The sequence below is a fragment of the Streptomyces sp. NPDC006798 genome, from assembly GCF_040635975.1.
Lineage (GTDB): Bacteria > Actinomycetota > Actinomycetes > Streptomycetales > Streptomycetaceae > Streptomyces.
Map to the genome: position 1 here is coordinate 36,473 of NZ_JBEYIS010000041.1, position 19,765 is coordinate 56,237.

The window sequence follows — 19,765 nt, forward strand, 5'->3', positions numbered from 1 at the left end:
GCTGCCGGTACCGCCCGAGCCGCCGGTCGGTTCGGCGCCGCTGGTGCCGCCGGAGCCGTCAGTGCCTTCGCCTTCGGCCGGGTCCGCGCGGCCGGTACGGCTGGGGCCCCGTTCGGTCGCGGCCCTGGTCCTGATCAGCGCGATCGGGGTGGCGTTCTTCGGCTGGCCGCTGCTGGCGGCCGAGCGGTCCGGGGTGGTGGCGCACGCGGAGGACGCGCCGTGGCTCTTCGCGCTGCTGCTGCCGCTGCTGGTGGCGGTGGTCGTGGCGACGATCGCGGATACCGGGCTCGGGCCGAAGGCGGTCGCGATGCTGGGGGTGCTGGCGGCCGTGGGGGCGGCGATGCGGCCCCTGGGGGCCGGGACGGCGGGCCTGGAGCCGATGTTCTTTCTGATGGTGCTGGCGGGCCGGGTGCTGGGGCCGGGGTTCGGCTTCGTCCTCGGTTCGGTGACGATGTTCGCGTCGGCGCTGCTCACGGGCGGGGTGGGCCCGTGGATGCCGTTCCAGATGCTGGCGATGGGCTGGTTCACGATGGGCGCCGGGCTGCTGCCGGGCGCGGAGCGGCTGCGGGGGCGGGCGGAGGCGCTGATGCTGGCCGCGTACGGGGCCTTCGCCGCGTTCGCGTACGGCACGGTGATGAATCTCCAGGGGTGGACGATCGTGCCGGGCATGGCGACGGGGATCTCGTTCCAGCCGGGCGATCCGCTCGGGGACAACCTGGTCCGCTTCTTCGCCTATGTGGCGGCGACGTCCCTGGGCTGGGACCTGGGCCGGGCGGTGCTGACGGTGGTGCTGACGCTGACGGCGGGCCCGGCGGTGCTGAAGCTGCTGCGGCGGGCGACCCGGCGGGCCGCGTTCGAGGCGCGGATCACATTCGACGCCCCCGGGGACGGTCCGCCGGGTGAGCCGCCCCACAGCCCGCCGAGGGCCTACGAGGCGTCTTCGTAGCCGCGGGGCCGGGTGCCGGGAGTCTGACCGGCCCGGATCACGGAATGTGGCGCCCCGGGTGCGACGCCGCGTCGTAGCGGGGCGCGTTGCGGGCGGCCGGGGGCGGCTGCTCAACTGTTCCGGTCGCCGGGCGCCGAGGCGTTTCCCGCCCCGCCCGGCCGGCGTTCCCCGTCCCCGACGTAAGGATCACCTGTGCCCCGCTCCTTCGCCGCCGCCCTCCGTCACCGGCCCCGTACCGCGCTCTTCGGCGCGGCCGTCGTCGCCTCCTCCGCGACGATGGTGCTGGGCCTGGCCCCCGGCTCCGCCTCCGCCGCCCCGGCGGCGGCCCCCGCCGTCGCGGAGGCCGCGTCCGCGAAGGCGATCGCCCAGAAGCTGATCGGCGACGACGCGCAGTTCCGGTGCTTCAGCGAGATCGTGACCAAGGAAAGCGGCTGGGACGTCCAGGCGTCGAACCCGTCGAGCGGTGCCTACGGCCTGGTCCAGGCCCTCCCGGCGACGAAGATGGCCACGGCCGGTTCGGACTGGAAGACGAACCCGGAGACCCAGATCGAGTGGGGTGTCGACTACATGAAGGACCGGTACGGCAGCCCGTGCGGCGCCTGGACGAAGTGGCAGACCCAGGGCTGGTACTGATCACCGGATAGTGACCGGGTGACCGGGCAGCGCCCCCGGGACACGGACGAAGGACCCCGTACGGCAGGAGTGCCGTACGGGGTCCTTCGCGTACGGGGTCCTTCGCGTCACGCGAGCCGCATCATCAGCCGCCCCTGCCGGAACCGCTCCCCCTCACGCGGAAGGCGCACGATCCGGTCGGTCTCGGTGAATCCGGCGGCGGCCGCCGTCCGGGCCAGGGCGTCGGCCGGCCAGCGGTAGGCCGGGGTGACCTTGTGGTCGAAGACGGTGAGCGGGTCGTCCCCGGACTCGTAGAACGCCAGCAGCAGCCGTCCCCCGGGAGCCAGGACCCGGCGGAACTCACCGAAGTACGACGGCACCTCCTCCGGCGGGGTGTGGATCATCGAGTACCAGGCCACGAGACCGCCGAGCGCGCCGTCGGCGAGGTCGAGCGCGGCCATGGAGCCGACCTCGAACCGCAGCTCCGGATATGCCTCCCGGGCCAGCCGGATCATCTCGGGCGACAGATCGATCCCGAAGACGTCCGTGCCGAGCCCCCGCAGATGGGCGGCGATCCGCCCGGGGCCGCAGCCCACCTCGGCGACCGCACCGCCGCCGGATTCCCGTACCTCCGCGGCGAACTCGGCGAGCAGCCCGCGGTCGATCGGCTTCCCGTCCAGTTCGTCCCGGAAGAGGTCGGCGTAGAGCTGGGCCACGCCGTCGTAGGCGTCGGCGGTGGTACGGAGGTGGGAGGGGGTCTCGGAAGGCATGGGGACGCACCCTAGCGGCCGGACGGGGGCCGCGGCGGCCCCGCGCCCGCGCGCGGCGGTCGTACGCGACGAGCCGCGCCGACGGCCCTCCCCGTACGGCACCGGTACGGCCCGGTTCGGCACCGGGGAGCCGGATCCGGCCCGGGCCCGGTGCTGTACGGCTCCGGCGCCACGCCGGGGACCACGGGTTCGAACCAGGCGGTGTTCTCGGGTCCCGGGCCCATGACCGGGCGGGATCCGGACCGTCGTGTACGGACCCGGCGGGCCCGCCGCGTCGGCCGGAGCGGGAACCCGGGGCCGTCTCCCACGGACGGCCCGGGCGGGATCCGTGCGGCTATCACCCGCCCCGCCGCACCGCGGGCCCGCGTCCCGGTACCGTACGGGCCCACACACCAAGCCCGTCCACGGCCGACGGCCGGGTGGACGGGCCGGGAGGGGACGAAGCCGCTATGAAGAACGATCGTCCGAGGCACGACCTGACCCGGAGCCGACGCGCTCCGCTCGCCGGGGCGGCCACCGCCGCCGCCGTGCTGCTGGCCGCCGCGACCGGCTGCGCGGGCCCGGCCGCCGCGGAGTCCGGGCCGGGTGGGGAGCGTACGGCGTCCGAGCGGCCCGCCGCGGACCGGGCCGGGACGAAGGCGGAGGCAGCCGCCCGGGATTCCGAGCCACGGATGGTGGTCCGCTCGGCCGCCGATTCCGGGGTCGCCCTCTACGCCCGTCTCCAGGGCACCCTGGTGGTCACCCCGGAACGCTGCCTCGCGGTCGCAACCGGGGCGGCCGGTACCGCCCCCACCCCGATCGCCTGGGCCGACGGCTGGAGCGTACGGACGGAGAACGGCAAGGCGGTGGTCCACGACGCCGAAGGCGCGGTCTTCGCCCGGGAGGGCGACCGGGTGGGCCTCGGTGGCGGCGGTTCCGGGCGCTTCGCCGACCACCCCTGCGTCGGCGACTCCGTCTGGGAGGCCAACGCGGCCCAGGCCGGGAGCGCGTAGCCGCCCGCCGCCCGGCGCGTCCCGACCGATACGGCCGGACAACGGACGGGCGGGCCGCTCGTACCACCGAGCGGCCCGCCCGTCCGTCACTCCTTCAGCACCCGCGCCCACGAAGACACGCGTACCGTCACCGCGCCCGGTTCAGGTCGCCGACTTCCCGGTGACCGCCGTACCGCCGCCGTCCGGGTCGCGGCCACCGGTCCCGGCCCCGGTCCCGGCCGGGTCGGGTGAGCCGTCCACGGGGGTACGGGCCGCCGGTACGGAGATCTTCGTCTCGACGGCGGGGGCCGTCCCGGCGACCCCGTCGGCGGGGGCGGCGGCCGGTCCTGCCGGTACCCGCGCCGCCTCCGTCGCCGCGGACTTCGCCGTCTCCGGCAGGGCCGACCGCCGCCCCGAGAGGACGTAGGTCAGGCCGAAGCCCGCGGCGACCACGATCGCCCCGCCGAGCGCGTCCAGGATCCAGTGGTTGGCGCTGGCGACGATCACATAGAGCGTGATCAGCGGATGCAGCAGCCCCAGCGCCTTCATCCAGAGCTTCGGCGCCAGCATCACGATCACCACACCGCACCAGAGGGACCAGCCGAAGTGCAGCGACGGCATCGCCGCGTACTGGTTGGTGACGGCGGTCATCGCGCCGAACTCCGGGTTCGACAGGTCCTCCGTCCGGTGGACCGTGTCGATGAAGCCCATCCCCGGCATCAGCCGCGGCGGCGCCAGCGGGTAGAGCCAGAAGCCGACCAGCGCCAGCAGGGTGGCGAAGGCGAGGGACGCCCGGGCCCAGCGGTAGTCCGTGGGGCGCCGGACGTAGAGCACCGCCAGGACCGCCAGCGGTACCGGGAAGTGGAACGAGGTGTAGTAGAAGCTCAGGAAGTCCGTCAGCCACTCCACCTTCGCGGCGGCCATGTTGATGCCGTGCTCGATGTCGATCCCGATGGCCTGCTCGATAGCGACGATCTGCCGGCCGTGTTCCTCGGCGGTGGCCGTGGAGGCGGTGGCCGCCAGCCGGATCTTGGAGTAGATCGCGTAGCCGACCCGGATCGCCACCAGCTCCAGCAGCAGATTGGGACGGCTCAGCGCCCGCCGCCAGAACGGCAGCAGCGGCACCCATCGCCAGCGGGACGCGGGCGGGGTGGCGTACTCCGTCGGCAGCGGCCGGGCGAAATGCGGATCGGTACGGGGCAGGAACGGCATCGCGACGGCCGCGGCGAGCGCCGCGATCAGTACCGTGTTGTCCCGCAGCGGGTACAGGAACTCCATGTTCGGCAGCAGCATCTTGCCCGGCAGGGTCAGGGCGAAGACGACGAGCACCGGCCAGAGCATCCGGTCGGCGGCCTTCTTGCCGACCCGGCCGACCACGGCGAGCAGCACCCACAGCAACTGGTGCTGCCAGGTGGTGGGCGAGACGACGGCGGCGACACAGCCGGTGACCGCGACGGCGAGCAGCAGCTGACCGTCCCGGGCGTAGCGGACGGCGCGCCGCAGCCCGAACCAGGCGACGGCGGCGGCCAGGGCGAGATAGAGCGCGATCTCCAGCGGGCCTTCGAGGCCGAGCCGGAGCAGGGCGCCGTGCAGGGACTGGTTGGCGACCGCGTCGGAGGCGCCGCCGAGGCCGGCGCCCGCGGCGTGCTCGATCCAGTACGTCCAGGAGTCCCCGGCCATCGCGGCCCAGGCGACGGCGGTGGCGGCGGCGAAGGTGGCACCCGCGGTGATCGCGGCCCGGCGGCGGCCGGTGAACCAGAGCAGCGGGGTGAAGAGCAGCACCGTGGGCTGGAGGGCGGCGGCGATGCCGATCAGGACGCCCGAGCCCCGTTCACCGCGGACGACGAGGGCGCCGAGCAGGACGAGGAGGACCGGGATGATGCTGGTCTGGCCGAGATAGAAGCTGTTCCGTACGGGCAGGGACAGCATCAGCAGGCTGATCGCGAGGGGCGCGGCGAGGAGGGCCGTACGGCGCGATACGGGGCCGGGGAGGGCGCGGGCGACGACGAGTCCTATGCCGACGACGAGCAGCAGGGTGGCGAAGGTCCACACCACGCCCAGGCTCTGTTCGGCGCTGCGGGTCAGCGGTTTCAGTACGAGCCCGGCGAAGGGGGTGCCGTTGAACCGGTCGTTCTCGTAGAGGGACCCGGCCACGTGCAGTACGCCTTCGGGGCCGACCCAGGCGTCGAGGTCGATCAGCCGCTCGCCGTGGGGCCGGCGCAGGACGACCGTCAGCTGCCGTACGGCGAGTACGGCGGCCAGCAGCCAGAGCGCGGCTCTCGCCGCGCCCGTCCTGGTCACCGTCCCCCTCGCGGTATCACTTCCGCGCACGCTGTGCTCCGCGTTCGCCACTCGCGCCGCGCCTCCCCTGCATCCCGATTTGCCTGTGTTTCCCGGTCCGGCGGGCCGTCGCCACCTGGTGAAGAGATGACACGGCCCCGAAAAGCCTCGCATTGCCCAGAGAATGAGACTCGGGCAACCCCCTCTTTGCCTGACTGTCGCCCGGTTTTGCTCGGATGTCCGGCCGGATCCGGTGCGACGGAGCCGCCCGGTACGGACGCGTGCGGCGCCAGGTCTTCCGTACCGCTGGTCACGCCACGGTGACCGGTGCGACGCCGAGGGGGTCGCGGGGCACGGGGAACAGCTTAGGTTGAGCGCATGAGCGATGCGTACGAAGAGACGGCCCGGGCGCGCTGGGACGCCGTCGACGCCTATCTGGCCGAGAAGCTGATTCCCGGGGACGAGGCCCTGACCGGGGCGCTGGCGGAGAGCGAGGCGGCGGGGCTGCCGTCGATCGCCGTCGCCCCGAACCAGGGCAAACTGCTGCGGCTGCTGGCCCGCACCCTGGGCGCCCGCCGGGTACTGGAGATCGGCACGCTGGGCGGCTACAGCACGATCTGGCTGGCCGGGGCGCTGGCCGAGGGCGGCAGGCTGATCTCGCTGGAGTACGACGAGCGGCATGCGGAGGTGGCCCGCGCGAACCTGGCGAGGGCCGGGCTGGACTCGATCGCGGAGATCCGTACGGGCCCGGCCCTGGAGACCCTGCCCAAGCTGGCCGCCGAGCCGGGCGCGGGCCCGTTCGACCTGGTCTTCGTCGACGCGGACAAGGTGAACAACGCCCGGTACGTGGAGTGGGCTCTGAAGCTGACCCGGCCGGGGTCGCTGATCGTGGTGGACAACGTGGTCCGGGGCGGCGCGCTGATCGACCCGTCGGACGACCCGGCGCTGCGGGGCACCCGGGAGATGTTCGACCTGGTGTCCCGGGAACCCCGCCTGGAGGCGACGGCGGTCCAGACGGTGGGCGCGAAGGGCTACGACGGCCTGCTGGTGGCCCGGGTGGTGGAGTAGGCCCCGGGCCGCGTCACCCCCGGGCGGCGGGGCCGGTGAGGTCCTTGCCGTACCAGACCTCCACATAGGGGCCGGTGCAGTACGGCTCGATGTCTTCGTAGCCGTTGCGCCGGTACAGGGCACGGGCCTCGACGAGATCGAGCCGGGTGTTCAGCACCACCCGCCGGGCCCCGAGGCCGCAGGCGGCGTCTTCGAGTGCGGCCAGCAGCCGCGCGCCGCCGCCGGTGCCGCGGGCCCGGGGACTGATGTAGACCCGGGTGAGTTCGGCCCGGCCGGCGTCGAGGAGGAGAACTCCGCCGCAGGCCAGCGCCTCCGGCGCGGCGCCGGGGCGCCCGTGCCAGCCGACGACGAACTGTCCGGTCGGCGGGGTCAGCAGCTCCGCCCCGTCACCGGCGAGCCCTTCGTCGACCTCCGCCGTCGTCGCAGGCCGTCGCCAGTAGCGACTGGCCACCTCGTCGTAGTACGCCCGGCGGAGCCGGGTCGCGTCGGGGGAGGCGACCGGCTCGGGGGCGAGCGTCCAGACCGGGGCCGGGGCGGCGGGCATGATCATGCCGCCTGTGTACCGGGCGGGCCCGCCCCGGGCCAGTGGTTTTCCTTCTCCGGGCCGTGGTCGGCTTGTCTCGCAGTTCCCCGAGCCCCTGGGTTGCCCTCCCGGCCACTCTCGTGGAGAGGCGGGCACCTGTTCAGGGGCGGTGCTCGGGCGAGCGTTCAGGGGCTCGGGGAACTGCGAGACAAGCCACAGGCGGGCCGCGGACCGCCGACGACATCAGGCCGCCGCGCGGGGCCCGGGTGGTGAGGCTACGCCCGGATCAACCCTGGTCCGTGTTCCTCGGGCCGGCGGACTGGACGACCTCGAAGGACCAGAGGGTCGAGTCCGTCGCGGCGGGCTTCGGCTTCTCGCCGCCCTCGGCGGACTCCGCCGACTCCGCGGGCTTGTGGGCGCCGCGCATCGAACCGGCCATCCAGGCCTCGAAGTCGGCCTCGGAGCGCCAGCGGGTGTAGACGAGATAGCGGTCGGTGCCGTCCACCGGGCGCAGCAGCTCGAACCATTCGAAGCCGTCGCTGTTGTCGACGCTTCCGGCGCGGGACGCGAACCGCTTCTCCAGCACCTCGCGCTGTTCGGCGGGGACGGTCAGGACGTTGATCTTCACAACACTGGCCACGGGACATCCTTCGCAGAGTCGGTCTCGCCCGACCGTATCGCCCGAGCCGCCGGGCGGAGCCGTCCGGGGTCCCGACGACCGGGAGCGACCGAGCCGCCACCGCTCAGCAATAGATAGCGGCGAGTGCTACTCTCTGAAGTAGATAGGAAAGCTATCCACTGTGGACCGTCCCTTTGGAGGTCACCATGCCCGCCCTGCCCTGGATCACCCCGCACCCCGCCGACCCCGGCACCCGCGCCGTCGTGATGGCGTCCCGGTTCGAGGTCCACTCGCTCAAGGACGTGCCCCGCTTCCTGGCCGGGGCAATCCGGGCCTGGCGGCAGCTCCGGACCGCGCCGGGCGCCCTCGGCGCGTCGCTGAACGCCCGGCCGCTGCGCCGCGAGTTCTTCACCCTCTCCGCCTGGGAGAGCCGGGACGCCCTGTACGCGTACGCCCGCGCCGAGCCGCACCGGAGCGTCATGACCGGGCTGCGGCCCACCATGAAGGACTCGACCTTCGTCTACTGGGAGGTCGCCGCCGACGAGCTGCCGATCGCCTGGGGCGACGCCGAGCGGCGCGTCGAGACGGAGCGCCGGGCCGCCGCCTGAGTGAGCCGTACCGGCGTCCGCCCCGAAGGAGCGGCTGTCAGCCGCCCGGCGACGACGGCGGCGCGTGGTCGCCCCGCGGCCCCGGCCCGCCCGGCCGCTCCTGGTCGGAGCCGCACAGCTCCGCGTTCAGCTCCTCCACGAGCTGGACGAGATCGGTCGGCCGGTCCGGCCCCCACCAGTCCCCCAGCAGCTCGGCCAGGGACTCCTCGCGCGCCTTCGCCAGCCGTACCGCCGTCTCCAGACCCGGCTCGGTGAGGACGAGCTGCACCCCCTCCCGGGCGGCCAGGCCCCGCTCCTCCACCTGCCGGGCCGCGTCCGTGATCACCCGCAGCGGTACGGGGGTGGTGTCGGCGAGCAGCCCCGGCTCGACGGTCCCGTGGCGGCGGATCCGCAGCAGCAGCCAGCTCGACGCGGGCAGCAGGTCGTATCCGGCGCGTTCGGTGATCTTCTCGTATATGTGCCGCCGCCCCTCCCTCGATCCGAGTACCGACAGGGCGCGTGCGGCCTCCTCGTGGGAGGAACGTTCCACCGGGTTGGAGGCGAGCGTCTGACTGGGTTCGGGCGCGGTCACCGAGGCGCGCAGCGGGTCCTCCCGCAGGAAGCACGAGACGACGAAGGCGAGGACGACGACGGGGACCGCGTAGAGGAAGACATCGGTGATCGCGGAGGCGAAGGCGTGCACCACCGGGCCGCGCAGGGCGGGCGGCAGCTGGGAGATGGCCTGCGGGTCGGCGGCGAGCTGGTCCGCCCCGGCGCCCGGCGGCACCGGGCGTCCGGCGAGGGCGGCGGAGAGCTTGTCGCGGAGCCCGTTGGAGAAGATCGTGCCGAAGACCGCGACCCCGAACGAGGCCCCGATGGAGCGGAAGAAGGTGGCGCCCGAGGTGGCGACGCCCAGGTCCTCGTACCGTACGGCGTTCTGCACCACGAGCACGAGGACCTGCATCACCAGGCCAAGACCGAAGCCGAAGACGAAGAAGGAGAGACTCATCACGGCGTCGGAGCTGAACTCGGTCAGCCGGTGGAGCAGCAACAGCCCCACGGCGGTGATCGCGGTCCCGGCGACGGGGAACACCTTCCAGCGGCCGGTACGGCTGACGAGCTGGCCGGACGCGGTGGAGGCGATCAGCAGCCCGAGCACCATCGGCAGCATGTGCACCCCGGAGAGCGTCGGGCTCACCCCCCGGACGACCTGGAGGAAGGTCGGCAGGAAGGTCATCGCCCCGAACATGGCGAAGCCGATCACGAAGCTGATCACCGAGACCAGGGTGAAGGTCCGGATCCGGAAGAGGTGCGGCGGCAGTACGGGCTCCGCCGCCCGGCGCTCGACCAGGACGAAGAGGACCAGCAGCACCAGGCCGAGTACCGCCAGTCCGATGACCTGCGCGGAACCCCAGGCCCAGGTGGTCCCGCCGAGGGACGCCACCAGGACGAGACAGGTGGCGACCGCCGCGATCAGGAACGTACCGAGGTAGTCGATGGTGTGCCGGGTGGGCCGGGCCGGGATGCGCAGCACGGCGGCGATCACCACCAGGGCGACCGCCCCGATCGGCAGATTGATGTAGAAGACCCAACGCCAGCTCAGATGCTCGGTGAAGAAGCCGCCGAGCAGCGGGCCGAGGATGCTGCTCGCGCCGAAGACGGCGCCGAAGAGGCCCTGGTAGCGGCCGCGTTCCCGGGGCGAGACGATATCGCCGACGATGGCCATCGAGAGCACCATCAGCCCGCCGCCGCCCAGGCCCTGGAGCGCCCGGAAGCCGATCAGCTGCGGCATGTTCTGCGCTATGCCGCAGAGCGCCGAGCCGATCAGGAAGATCACGATCGCGGTCTGGAAGAGCTTCTTCCGCCCGTACTGGTCGCCGAGCTTGCCCCAGAGGGGGGTGGCGGCGGTGGACGCCAGCAGATAGGCCGTGACGACCCAGGAGAGGTGTTCGAGTCCGCCCAGCTCGCTGACGATGGTGGGCAGCGCCGTGGAGACGATGGTCTGGTCGAGGGCGGCGAGCAGCATGCCGAGCAGCAGCGCGCCGATGGCCAGCAGGACGCCGCGCCGGTCCTGCCCCTCGCCGGGCGCCGGGTCCCCGGCATACGTCCGCGGCTGCTGCTGTGCCATCCGGGCCTCCTCGCCGTCCGGGACCCACCGCCGAGGCCCGGGGCGCGCCTCGTGGATCCTGGCGGGAGCCGTACGCCCGGCGTCGGGCCCGGTCGTGTTCCCGCCATCCCATAGTGGGGCGAATACTCCGTCGCGGCCCGTCGAACCGGCCGGGGGTGGCACTTTCGGCCAGCGCTTTGTACCATGATTGAACAAAGTGGCTCCGCCCGTCTCCCTGACCGGTGGGCGGAGCCGCTTGTTTCCGCCCGGTGCGGCAGCCCGCCGCACCGACCGCCGACGCGCACCGCGCGGAACCGGACACCGACGGCCCGGATACGCCACCCGGCGCCGCGCCCCGTCCGGCGCACGCGGAATCCATGTACGCCCCGCAGCGCGCCGCCGCGCCGCCAGGCCGGCCCGGCGCCTGCCCATGCCGCGCCAGGAGTACGCCCATGCAGGCCACCGCCCTCACCGCCCGAGCCCTTCTCCTCGACATGGACGGCACCCTCGTCAACTCGGACGCCGTCGTCGAACGCGTCTGGCGGAGCTGGGCCGTGGAGCACGGCCTCGACCCCGAGGCGACGATGAAGGTCGTCCACGGCCGTCAGGGGTACGCCACGATGGCCGAACTGCTGCCCCACCGGCCGATGGCCGAGAACCACGCGGACAACGCGGTGATGCTGGCCCGGGAGACCGCCGATATGGAGGGGGTCGTGCCCGTGCCCGGCGCGCCCGCCTTCCTCGCCGCCCTGGCGAATCTGCCGCACGCACTGGTGACCTCGGCCGACGTGGCGCTCTCGACGGCCCGGATGGCCGCGGCCGGACTGCGGCTGCCGTCCGTCCGGGTCACGGCCGAGTCCGTGAGCGCCAGCAAGCCCGACCCCGAGGGCTTCCTCAAGGGCGCCGCCGAGCTGGGCTTCGCCCCCGCCGACTGTGTCGTCTTCGAGGACTCCGAGGCGGGGATAGCGGCCGGTCGCGCCGCCGGGATGCGGGTCGTCGGGGTCGGGCCGCGCGCCCTGTCGTGCGGACCCGACCTGCATGTGGCCGATCTGACCGGGCTGACCGTGACCGCCGAGGCCGACGGCCGGATCCGGCTCGCCCTGGTCTGACGCGCCCGGAGCGCCCTCGCCTCCGCCTTCGGGCGGGGGTGCCGCCCAGCCGAAGGGGGCGTACGGAGAATGTTCCGTACGCCCCCTTTCCCGCGCCCACCCCGGCCCTGGCCGCGGCCGGCCGCCGGGGCGCCGGACCGCCGAGCTGTCCGGGGTGCCGGACTGCCGGGGCTTCGGGCCGCCCGGGGCGCCGCACCGCCCGGCCACCGGTGGTCTCGGGCCGCCTGGGCTTCGGGCCCCGGTCAGCCCGTGATCGCCTCGTAGAAGCTGAACCCCGCCAGGGCCAGCATCAGCGCCGCCGCGATCTTGGTGATCAGCCGCAGCGGTACGTACTTCATCAGGGTCCGGCCACCGAGGATCCCGATACCGGCCACGGCCCACAGCGCCAGAACGGCCCCGAGCCCCACCGAGATCGGATTGTCGTACCGCGCGGCCAGATTCGCGGTCATGATCTGCGTCAGGTCACCGAACTCGGCGACCAGGATCAGCATGAACCCGGCGCCCGACACCTTCCAGAAGGACTGGTCCTCGGGCTGCTTGATGCCCTCCTCGTCGCCGTCCGCCTTGCGGAAGAGCAGAATCAGCGCGCCGCCCAGGAAGAGCGCGCCCACCACGCCTTGCACCAGCCGGTGCGGCAGCAGGGTGAGCACACTGCCCGCGGCGATCGCGAGCGCGACATGGACGGCGAAGGCCGCCGCGACCCCCGCGAAGACGTAGGAGGCGCGGTAGCGGGTGCCGAGCATCAGCCCGGCCAGGGCTGTCTTGTCGGGGAGTTCGGCCAGGAAGACGACGCCGAAGGTGATCGCCATGACGGTGAAGCTGATCACGGAATGGGTTCCTCTGTCGGTCGGGCTGCCCGTACCGAGAGACCGCGGGACCGGGATCCTCGGGGAATCCGCTCACCCGGAAAAGGGGTCGCTTCGGCACGGCAGCGTCAATAGGACACTGCGGCCGAAGGTCTCGCTGGCGGACCGGACCGATGACACGGTCCGCCGCCTCCGGGCGCCGGCCGGACCGGGGCCCCAGGACCCTGATGCGGCAGTATGTCGACGTTCCGGCGAAGAGCTACTCCCCTTCTGCTCCGCCCAGGGTAGCCCATCGGAGTGGGCCGGAGCCGGCCAGAACCGCTCAGTGCCGGTCAGTGCCGGTCGGAAGGGCCGTCGCAGCCGGTCCGGTGCAGCCGCCCCCGGGCCACCAGCTCCAGGACCACCGCGACGGCCACCGCCTGGACCGCCATCAGCGCGACCAGCACGAAGAGCTGTACGGCCCCGGCGAGCAGCGGGGAGGCGCCGCCCAGCAGCATCCCGACGAATGCCCCGGGCAGGGTGACCAGACCGACCGTACGGGTCTGGTCGAGGCCCGGCAGCAGGGCGTCCGCCGCGGCCGGGCGGGCCACCTCCAGCCGGGCGTCCCGTTCCGGCAGCCCGAGCGCGAGACCCGCCTCGACCTCCCCGCGCCGTTGCCGCAGCTCGTCCAGGGCCCGCCGCCCGGCCAGCACGGTCGCCGTGAGGGCGCCGCCGATCAGGATCCCGGCGACCGGGACCAGGGCGATCCCCTTCAGCGGTACGAGACCGGTCAGCAGCAGCGCCGCGACGACCGGGAACACCGCGGCCGCGATCGGCAGGGCGGCCCACCACCAGGTCGTGTTGCGGGTCAGCCGCCGCCCGGCGGTCCGGACGGCGACCGCGTACATCAGCAGGACGAAGCCGAAGAGCAGCGGCAGCGCGCGCACCACCCAGCCGATGACCAGGGAGACCGCCGCGAGCTGGGCCGCGGCCCTGACGCCCGCGACGACGATCTCCCGGGAGCGTCCGAGATGGGCGACGGCGGCCACGGTCGCGGCCGCGGCGAGCAGTACGGCGAGCACCGCGCCGAAGGGGACACCGACCGTCAGCAGCACGCGCCAACCCTATGTGCGCGCCGGGCGCGCGCCGCTACCGGCGCGTGGGCCGCACACCGGCGCACGGGGGCTCGGGGCGCTCGATGAAAGTCGCATGAAAATCACCCTCGAACCGTTACTTGAACTTGCAAGCATCCATAAGGGGTACCTAACTTGTGACAGCGTCCCGTCCGGGACGAACACCCGGGGCCGAGACCGTCCCCTCCGCTCCCCCCACCACTCAGGAGCCCCCACATGACCACCAGCACCGACGTCACCCGGACCCTCACCCGCTATCAGCCCTATGCCATCGGCGCCTTCCGGATCGTGGTCGGCCTGCTCTTCGCCTGCCACGGCGCCGCCAGCCTCTTCGGGCTGCTGGGCGTGCCCGACAACGCGACGGCCGAGGCCGGCACCTGGCCGGGCTGGTACGCGGCGGTGATCCAGCTGGTCGGCGGCGGCCTGGTGATGCTGGGCGTGGGCACCCGCTCGGCCGCGTTCGTCTCCTCGGGCTCGATGGCGTACGCGTACTTCAAGGTCCACCAGCCCGAGGGCCTGTTCCCGATGGAGAACATGGGCGAGGCGTCGGCCATGTTCTGCTGGGCCTTCCTGCTGCTGGTCTTCACCGGCCCCGGCGCGCTGGCGCTCGACACGGCGTTCGGCCGCGGCCCGGCCGGCGCCGAGGACCGGCCACGGCCGCGCGCCGAGGCCGGCACGAGCCACTGACGCCGATACCGACACCGCCGCCGACCTGCTGATCCGCCGCACCGGCGGCGACAACCGACGCATCACCCATCAGGTATGTGTCGATACACAACGGAGCGCCCGGCCCCTCTTTGGAGGGTTCGGGCGTTACCCGTGGTCTGCGCGGCCGAGTAACGTCGAGCCGTCCGGACGGTTTTGGGGGTTTCCCGGGCGCGGACGGAGACGACGGACTCACCGGCAGCCAAGGTGATGATCACAACATCCGCCGCCCAGGACGAACTTCCGGTGGACACCGCGCGTACGCTGTACAGCTGTCAGTGCCATCGTCACCTGAACACAGACCGACCAGACCGACACAGCACTGTCATCACATGGGGCAACGGGGAGAGTAAACAGTGCTGGAGAGTCTGGGGCCGCTGGTCGGCAGCCCTTGGATCTATGCCGTCGTGGCGCTCTCCGTGCTGCTCGACGTCTTCTTGCCGGTCCTGCCGAGCGGCGTACTGGTGATCACGGCCGCGACGGCCGCCGCGGCGGGCTCGACCACCGTCACCGGCCAGGTGCCCCGCGAGGTGCCGTCCCTGCTGATCCTCATCCTCTGCGCCGCGACCGCCTCGGTCCTGGGCGACCTCTTCGCCTACCGGCTCGCCCGGCGCGGCGGAGACCGCTTCGACCGGGCCATCGCCCGCTCCCGCAGGCTCACCAAGGCACAGGACAGACTCGGTTCGACCCTCGCCCGGGGCGGCGGCGCCCTGGTGGTGATCGCCCGGTTCGCCCCGGCGGGCCGCTCGGTCGTCTCCCTCGGCGCGGGCGCCGCCCGCCGCCGGGTCCGGGAGTTCCTGCCGTGGTCCGCCCTCGCCGGAGTGATCTGGGCGGGTTACAGCGTCGGCCTCGGCTACTTCGGCGGCCAGTGGCTGGGCGCCAGCTGGGTGGGCGCGGCGGTCTCGGTCTTCGCCCTGTTCGGCGCGGGCGCGCTGGCGGCGTATGTGATGCGCCGCCGCCCGGCCCCGCAGCCGGCCACCGAACCGGCCTGACGGCACACGCCCGATCAGCACCGGTGCGACGTGATCGGGCGCGACGGACCGCGACCCGGTCCGCCCGCGAGGGCCGCGGCTACGCCCTCCCCTTGATCACCAGCCCGTCGAGCAGCCGGGCGGTCGCCTCAGCTATCTCGTCCACGGCCCGGTCGAAGACCTCCTGATTGTGCGCGGCGGGGGCCCGGAAGCCGGAGACCTTCCGTACGTACTGGAGGGCGGCGGCGCGCATGTCCTCCTCGGTGGCCTCTTCGGGCAGGGCGGGCGGTCGAAGCGTCTTGATACTGCGGCACATGCCTCCAGTGTGCCCCCGCCCACCGACAACGGGCCCGGGGCTGACGGCGGCACCGGGCCCGGTGCCGCCGTCAGCCCGGCCCGAACCGTCGAACGTAACGCTTCTGCCAGGGCGTCTCGACAGCCCGCCGGTCGTACCGCGCCCGGACGTAGGCGACGGCCTCGGCCGCGGGCACCCCGTCCAGTACGGCCAGACAGGCCAGCGCCGTCCCCGTACGGCCCCGGCCGCCGCCGCACGCCACCTCGACCCGCTCCCCCGCGCACCGCTCCCAGGTCCGCCGCAGCACGGCCGCGGCCCGCTCCCGGTCGGCCGGCAGCCGGAAGTCCGGCCAGCGGATCCAGTCGCTCTCCCACTCCACGGCGGGCGGCCGCTCACCCAGCAGATACACACCCAGCTCGGGCACGGGCCCCTCGGGCCGGGGCCTGCGCAGCCCCCGGCCCCGTACCAGCCGTCCGGACGGCAGCTCCAGCACTCCCGGACCATCCGCGTCCCACGACCCCATGGGACCACCTCCCTCTTTCACCCCGACGCTATCCCCGGGTGATCCCTCGGTCAGGCGATCGTCAACATCACGCGTCAACACGTCAGCGGACGGGATTCATTCATCCAAGTGGAGGAGCGCACCCCCCGGGGAGCGCGCCCCGTTAGCGATGGCGACGCACTGGTCCGGGACCGGCGCCGCGCGGCTCGTCTCGTCTTGGCAGGATCCGGCGAGCCCGCGCGACGCCTCCCCTTTTCTCCGGAGGTCGCCATGGCGCAACCCCCCGAGGACCCGCGGTCTCCCGCGGGCCGTCCTCTCCCCCACCCGCCCCCCGCCGAGGACCGCGGCACCCCGCCGCCGCCCCCGGACCCCGACCGCCCCTTCACCCTCCGGGCCCCCACCGAGGCGGCCCTCGCCTCCACCGGCCCGGGCACCCTGGCGGTCCTGCTCACGGTCGGCGACCAGCCACCGGTCCCGGCGCTGCTGCTCGCCCTCGCCATGACCCTCGGCCTCCGCCTGACCCTGCTCCCCGCGGCCACCTGGTCCGGGGCGTGGGCACGGCTCCGCGGCACGAAGTAACCCACCGTCCCCCCATCCCTTCCGCGGTTCCCGGCCCGTCGCCCTCACCGGGGCGACGGGCCCCTCCGCACGCTCCCGGCGGATACGCCCTGCCCCCATCTGGCAACGAACCGCTTCCGCGCGGGCCACGGGCACTCACCCATTAGGGGTACTCCATGTGAGTGACGAAACCCCTCAACTGCCGTCCATTCATCACATGTTCGGCCGCCCGGTCACTCCGCCGCCTCCCCCACTTCCGTCCCCCGCACCCGCCCCTTGAGCGCCTGCTCGACCGCCTGCCGGCTCTGCCCACTGGCCTCGGCGTGCGCGGTGATGGCGGCCTGCACGACCTCCGCGGTCGCCAGGGTCAGCGCCCCGTCCCGGATCTCCGCCCAGGCCCGGGTCTCCAACTCGATTAACTGATCCGTGAGTTCGATCTTCTTACCCATCCGCCCGATCCTAGGCGCAGCCCGTTTGTTCGAGGGGCGCACGGATCGCGCCACCCGTCCGATGCGTCTCGGCCGATCGACTGCGGTCCGCCTCGTCGGCCTGCCGGGAGAACTGCGCATACCGCCGTAGTCACCGGCCGCCGGGGAACGGGATGTTCCCCGAGGTCGTCTCGTACACCGGCGACGGTTCCGGGGCGGCGTTCGGAGGAGTCTTGCTGCGCTCGAAGGCGGACGGCGGCAGCGGCGGGCGTCCGGTCGGACCCCCTCGGACAACCGGCATCACTATCGAAAGTGACCGAACCCGAATAAGCAGCCCATAGCCGACCGTTCCATCTCCCCGCAGGTGAAAGGGGATGACCGGATTTTTCGGTGCGCGCGTACCGGTCAGCACCGATCGGCGGCTTCACCCATGAGAACCGGCCGACCCGGTCGGCATCGATTTGGTCAACGACTCCGCCGCCGCTACCCCCGGCGCCGTCCGCCACGAGCCGACGGCCATCCGCCGCCAGACATCCCTTCACCTACGATTCACCTGCCCGCCGGAGTCCGCACAACCGGCCGATCGAACTCATTCAGCAGGAACACAATTTCCTTGCCTCGCCATGCGGACACCTGTCGACCCGGGCCCGGGAAGTGATTTCAGGGTGCGGGAACAAGCACCATCGGGGGAGAAACCATGAGCAAAAGCTCACCTATCGATGTCTCCGTGAGCCGGCAGATCCTGACAATCGGCTCCTCGTTCTACCCGCTGCAGAGCGTGGCCCGTGTGAGTTCGGTGGAGTGGACCATCCGACTGCGTTACCTGGTGTGGCCGGCCGCCAAGGCACTCGCTCTGGCGATCGCGCTCTGGATCGGCTCCGCGGTGGCCGATGCGGCGTCCGCCCAGGCCGGTGTGGTGGTCGGGCTGGCAGCCGTGGTCGCGACGGGGTTCGCCGGATACCGGATCGTCCAGATCACCCGCCGGAGGACCTACTACGGTCTGGTGATCGAGACGGCGGGCGATCCGCATACCGCCCTGGTGAACGACGACCCGAAAGTAATCGCCGATATCGCCGGAAAGATCATGGCGGCGATCAACGACCCGTCGGTCACATTCCAGCAGACGGTCAATAATTTCAAGATGGGCGATACCGTTCACGGCGACAAAGTCATGGGGGACAAGACCATGGGCAACAAGATCATGGGTGACAAGAAGTTCAGAGGCTGATCGACATACCCGGAAGAAAGCCGAAGGAAGCATGACCGAATACGATCACGCGGGTGACATCGTCGGCGGCGACAAGATCATGGGGGACAAAGTCATGGGGGACAGTTTCAGCAATATCGGCGACGGCGCGACGGTCATCAACAAGAGCGTGCTGATCAACTCGCTGAACCGGGTACGGTCCGACCACGGGCCGGACGTGGCGGACGCCCTGCGGCGCGTCGGGGAGATCGTGGCCGAGTCGCAGAACGAGGAGGCGGCGGAGTACTTCGACGCGCTCTCGGCCGAACTCTCGGCCGAGACCCCGAAGAAGACGGTCCTGAAGTCCCTCTGGCTGGGCATCTGCGCGGCCCTCCCCACGGTGACGGAGCTGACCTCGCTCGGCGAGAAGATCTCCACCCTCTTCCGCTGAGCCACGGCAGGGGCTCCGACAGGGGCTCGGCACACGGCGAAGGCCCGGTCCGACGACATCGCGTCGTCGGACCGGGCCTTCGCCGTACTCGCTTACCGGTGGGCGCGGACGGTTTCGAACCGCCGACATCTGCTTTGTAAGAGCAGCGCTCTACCCCTGAGCTACGCACCCGTGGATGAGCCACCAGCCTACATGGCCCACCGGGGCCGGTCGCAAACCCGTTCCCGGGGTGGCGCCGGGCTTACGGGGGACAGCCCCACCACGGATCGGGTGGGTCACCGGATCGAGCGGGCGGGGCGGTCGGCCTAGCTTGGAGAAACGTCAGCGGGGCGGGCAGGGGAAAGGGACTTCTTATGAACGGCCGTACCATCCGGGGCATCGTGGCGATCGGGGTCGGGGGTGCGGCGATGGCCGGGCTCGTGGGGTGCGGGACCGCGGACGCCGGGGACGCCGAGGTGGAGCGGAAGGCGTTCGCCTTCGCCGGGGACGTACTCACCGTGGACGTCGACGACTCCGATGTGACGCTGGTACCGGCCGATGTCACCGAGGTGAAGGTGTCCCGGCAGGTCGACGGGTGGGAGCTGTTCGGGGACGGGCCCGATCCGGTGTGGCGGATGGAGGACGGGCGGCTGACCCTGCGGACGGGGTGCGGCGGGGTCGGGAACTGCGAGGCGCGGCACACCGTGGAAGTGCCCCGGGATATCGCCGTGACCGTCAAGAGCGACAACGGGAAGGTGACCGCCTCCGGGTTCACCGGGAAGCTGGACCTCTCCACCGACAACGGCGATGTGGTCGTCCGGGACACCACCGGCGAGCTGCGGATCACCTCGGACAACGGCAACGTACGGGCCGAGGGGGTGTCGGCCCGGAAGGTCTGGGCCGAGACCGACAACGGCGATCTCAAGGTACGGATGAAGGGCGCGGCCGACCAGTTGGAGGCCAGTAGCGACAACGGCGACGTGGTGGTCGAGCTGGCCGCCGACCGGGCGCCGTACGCGGTCACCGCGCGGTCCGACAACGGGTCGCGGAAGGTGGAGGTGGCCGAGGACGCCGGCAGTCCGCGCGTGGTCCGGGCGACCAACGAGAACGGGAATGTGACGGTACGCGTCGCCGGGTAACCGAACGGCCCGTGTACGCGTCCGTACCGGATGGGACAATG

The 19,765-nt window shown here is 72.6% G+C and carries 22 protein-coding genes and 1 tRNA gene; 12 read left to right on the forward strand and 11 right to left on the reverse strand.

The features are described 5' to 3' along the window. Nucleotides 1–40: 40 nt before the first annotated feature. On the forward strand, nt 41–946 hold the full coding sequence (locus ABZ714_RS25025; RefSeq protein WP_358827593.1) for an ECF transporter S component: 906 nt from the start codon (nt 41–43) through the stop codon (nt 944–946). Between the two features lie 276 nt (nt 947–1,222). After that, a complete protein-coding gene (locus ABZ714_RS25030) occupies nt 1,223–1,579 on the forward strand; it encodes a transglycosylase SLT domain-containing protein (RefSeq protein ID WP_358827594.1) in 357 nt (118 codons plus the stop codon). Nucleotides 1,580–1,686: 107 nt separating this feature from the next. Here ABZ714_RS25030 and ABZ714_RS25035 read toward each other — a convergent pair whose 3' ends face one another. After that, nucleotides 1,687–2,328 carry a class I SAM-dependent methyltransferase gene (locus ABZ714_RS25035; protein ID WP_358827559.1) on the reverse strand — a complete coding sequence of 214 codons (642 nt, stop codon included), beginning with the start codon at nt 2,326–2,328 and terminating at the stop codon, nt 1,687–1,689. A gap of 449 nt (nt 2,329–2,777) precedes the next feature. Here ABZ714_RS25035 and ABZ714_RS25040 point away from each other — a divergent pair, with 449 nt between their 5' ends. After that, nucleotides 2,778–3,320 (forward strand): hypothetical protein, encoded by a 543-nt coding sequence (locus ABZ714_RS25040; RefSeq protein ID WP_358827560.1) that lies wholly within the window; start codon nt 2,778–2,780, stop codon nt 3,318–3,320. Between the two features lie 141 nt (nt 3,321–3,461). On the opposite strand, the gene ABZ714_RS25045 is transcribed toward ABZ714_RS25040, so the two are convergent. Further along, nucleotides 3,462–5,600, reverse strand: coding sequence for a bifunctional glycosyltransferase 87/phosphatase PAP2 family protein (locus tag ABZ714_RS25045; protein ID WP_358827561.1), 2,139 nt, complete (start codon nt 5,598–5,600; stop codon nt 3,462–3,464). Between the two features lie 357 nt (nt 5,601–5,957). Here ABZ714_RS25045 and ABZ714_RS25050 point away from each other — a divergent pair, with 357 nt between their 5' ends. Continuing rightward, nucleotides 5,958–6,647: an O-methyltransferase gene (locus ABZ714_RS25050; RefSeq protein ID WP_358827562.1), complete on the forward strand. Its 690-nt coding sequence runs from the start codon at nt 5,958–5,960 to the stop codon at nt 6,645–6,647. A gap of 13 nt (nt 6,648–6,660) precedes the next feature. Here ABZ714_RS25050 and ABZ714_RS25055 read toward each other — a convergent pair whose 3' ends face one another. Beyond that, complete coding sequence (locus tag ABZ714_RS25055) at nt 6,661–7,197, reverse strand: GNAT family N-acetyltransferase (protein WP_358827563.1); 537 nt, start codon at nt 7,195–7,197, stop codon at nt 6,661–6,663. A gap of 259 nt (nt 7,198–7,456) precedes the next feature. Further along, on the reverse strand, nt 7,457–7,810 hold the full coding sequence (locus ABZ714_RS25060) for an antibiotic biosynthesis monooxygenase (protein ID WP_358827564.1): 354 nt from the start codon (nt 7,808–7,810) through the stop codon (nt 7,457–7,459). 185 nt (nt 7,811–7,995) lie between these two features. Between ABZ714_RS25060 and ABZ714_RS25065 the strand changes: the two genes are divergently transcribed. Then, complete coding sequence (locus ABZ714_RS25065; protein WP_358827565.1) at nt 7,996–8,397, forward strand: DUF3291 domain-containing protein; 402 nt, start codon at nt 7,996–7,998, stop codon at nt 8,395–8,397. A 37-nt stretch (nt 8,398–8,434) separates the two neighbouring features. Here ABZ714_RS25065 and ABZ714_RS25070 read toward each other — a convergent pair whose 3' ends face one another. Then, nucleotides 8,435–10,504 (reverse strand): MFS transporter, encoded by a 2,070-nt coding sequence (locus ABZ714_RS25070; RefSeq protein WP_358827566.1) that lies wholly within the window; start codon nt 10,502–10,504, stop codon nt 8,435–8,437. A 431-nt stretch (nt 10,505–10,935) separates the two neighbouring features. On the opposite strand from ABZ714_RS25070, the gene ABZ714_RS25075 reads away from it, so the two are divergent. After that, the gene (locus tag ABZ714_RS25075; RefSeq protein ID WP_358827567.1) at nt 10,936–11,592 is read left to right on the forward strand and encodes an HAD-IA family hydrolase; all 657 of its coding nucleotides are present in this window, start codon (nt 10,936–10,938) and stop codon (nt 11,590–11,592) included. Nucleotides 11,593–11,834: 242 nt separating this feature from the next. Here the strand turns inward: ABZ714_RS25075 and ABZ714_RS25080 are convergent, their stop codons facing one another. Continuing rightward, entirely contained in the window at nt 11,835–12,419 is a 585-nt protein-coding gene (locus tag ABZ714_RS25080) for a TMEM165/GDT1 family protein (protein ID WP_358827568.1), read from the reverse strand. A 311-nt stretch (nt 12,420–12,730) separates the two neighbouring features. Further along, nucleotides 12,731–13,492, reverse strand: a complete 762-nt coding sequence (locus ABZ714_RS25085) for an ABC transporter permease (RefSeq protein ID WP_358827569.1) — start codon at nt 13,490–13,492, stop codon at nt 12,731–12,733. Nucleotides 13,493–13,726: 234 nt separating this feature from the next. Between ABZ714_RS25085 and ABZ714_RS25090 the strand changes: the two genes are divergently transcribed. Both ABZ714_RS25090 and ABZ714_RS25095 read left to right on the forward strand, forming a co-directional pair. Further along, a complete protein-coding gene (locus tag ABZ714_RS25090; protein ID WP_358827570.1) occupies nt 13,727–14,197 on the forward strand; it encodes a DoxX family protein in 471 nt (156 codons plus the stop codon). Between the two features lie 374 nt (nt 14,198–14,571). Beyond that, complete coding sequence (locus ABZ714_RS25095; protein WP_358827571.1) at nt 14,572–15,207, forward strand: VTT domain-containing protein; 636 nt, start codon at nt 14,572–14,574, stop codon at nt 15,205–15,207. Nucleotides 15,208–15,286: 79 nt separating this feature from the next. Here ABZ714_RS25095 and ABZ714_RS25100 read toward each other — a convergent pair whose 3' ends face one another. After that, nucleotides 15,287–15,502: a DUF2277 domain-containing protein gene (locus ABZ714_RS25100; protein ID WP_358827572.1), complete on the reverse strand. Its 216-nt coding sequence runs from the start codon at nt 15,500–15,502 to the stop codon at nt 15,287–15,289. Nucleotides 15,503–15,572: 70 nt separating this feature from the next. Continuing rightward, nucleotides 15,573–16,004 (reverse strand): protein-tyrosine phosphatase family protein, encoded by a 432-nt coding sequence (locus tag ABZ714_RS25105; protein WP_358827573.1) that lies wholly within the window; start codon nt 16,002–16,004, stop codon nt 15,573–15,575. A gap of 249 nt (nt 16,005–16,253) precedes the next feature. Here ABZ714_RS25105 and ABZ714_RS25110 point away from each other — a divergent pair, with 249 nt between their 5' ends. Next, nucleotides 16,254–16,562 carry a hypothetical protein gene (locus ABZ714_RS25110; RefSeq protein WP_358827574.1) on the forward strand — a complete coding sequence of 103 codons (309 nt, stop codon included), beginning with the start codon at nt 16,254–16,256 and terminating at the stop codon, nt 16,560–16,562. A gap of 212 nt (nt 16,563–16,774) precedes the next feature. Here the strand turns inward: ABZ714_RS25110 and ABZ714_RS25115 are convergent, their stop codons facing one another. Further along, entirely contained in the window at nt 16,775–16,990 is a 216-nt protein-coding gene (locus ABZ714_RS25115; RefSeq protein ID WP_358827575.1) for a hypothetical protein, read from the reverse strand. Between the two features lie 706 nt (nt 16,991–17,696). Here ABZ714_RS25115 and ABZ714_RS25120 point away from each other — a divergent pair. Then, a complete protein-coding gene (locus ABZ714_RS25120; RefSeq protein ID WP_358827576.1) occupies nt 17,697–18,197 on the forward strand; it encodes a DUF6232 family protein in 501 nt (166 codons plus the stop codon). A 31-nt stretch (nt 18,198–18,228) separates the two neighbouring features. Further along, the gene (locus tag ABZ714_RS25125) at nt 18,229–18,606 is read left to right on the forward strand and encodes a hypothetical protein (RefSeq protein WP_358827577.1); all 378 of its coding nucleotides are present in this window, start codon (nt 18,229–18,231) and stop codon (nt 18,604–18,606) included. Between the two features lie 99 nt (nt 18,607–18,705). Here the strand turns inward: ABZ714_RS25125 and ABZ714_RS25130 are convergent. Then, nucleotides 18,706–18,777: transfer RNA gene (locus ABZ714_RS25130), tRNA-Val, on the reverse strand. Nucleotides 18,778–18,959: 182 nt separating this feature from the next. Between ABZ714_RS25130 and ABZ714_RS25135 the strand changes: the two genes are divergently transcribed. Next, entirely contained in the window at nt 18,960–19,724 is a 765-nt protein-coding gene (locus tag ABZ714_RS25135; protein ID WP_358827578.1) for a DUF4097 family beta strand repeat-containing protein, read from the forward strand. Nucleotides 19,725–19,765: the final 41 nt, after the last annotated feature.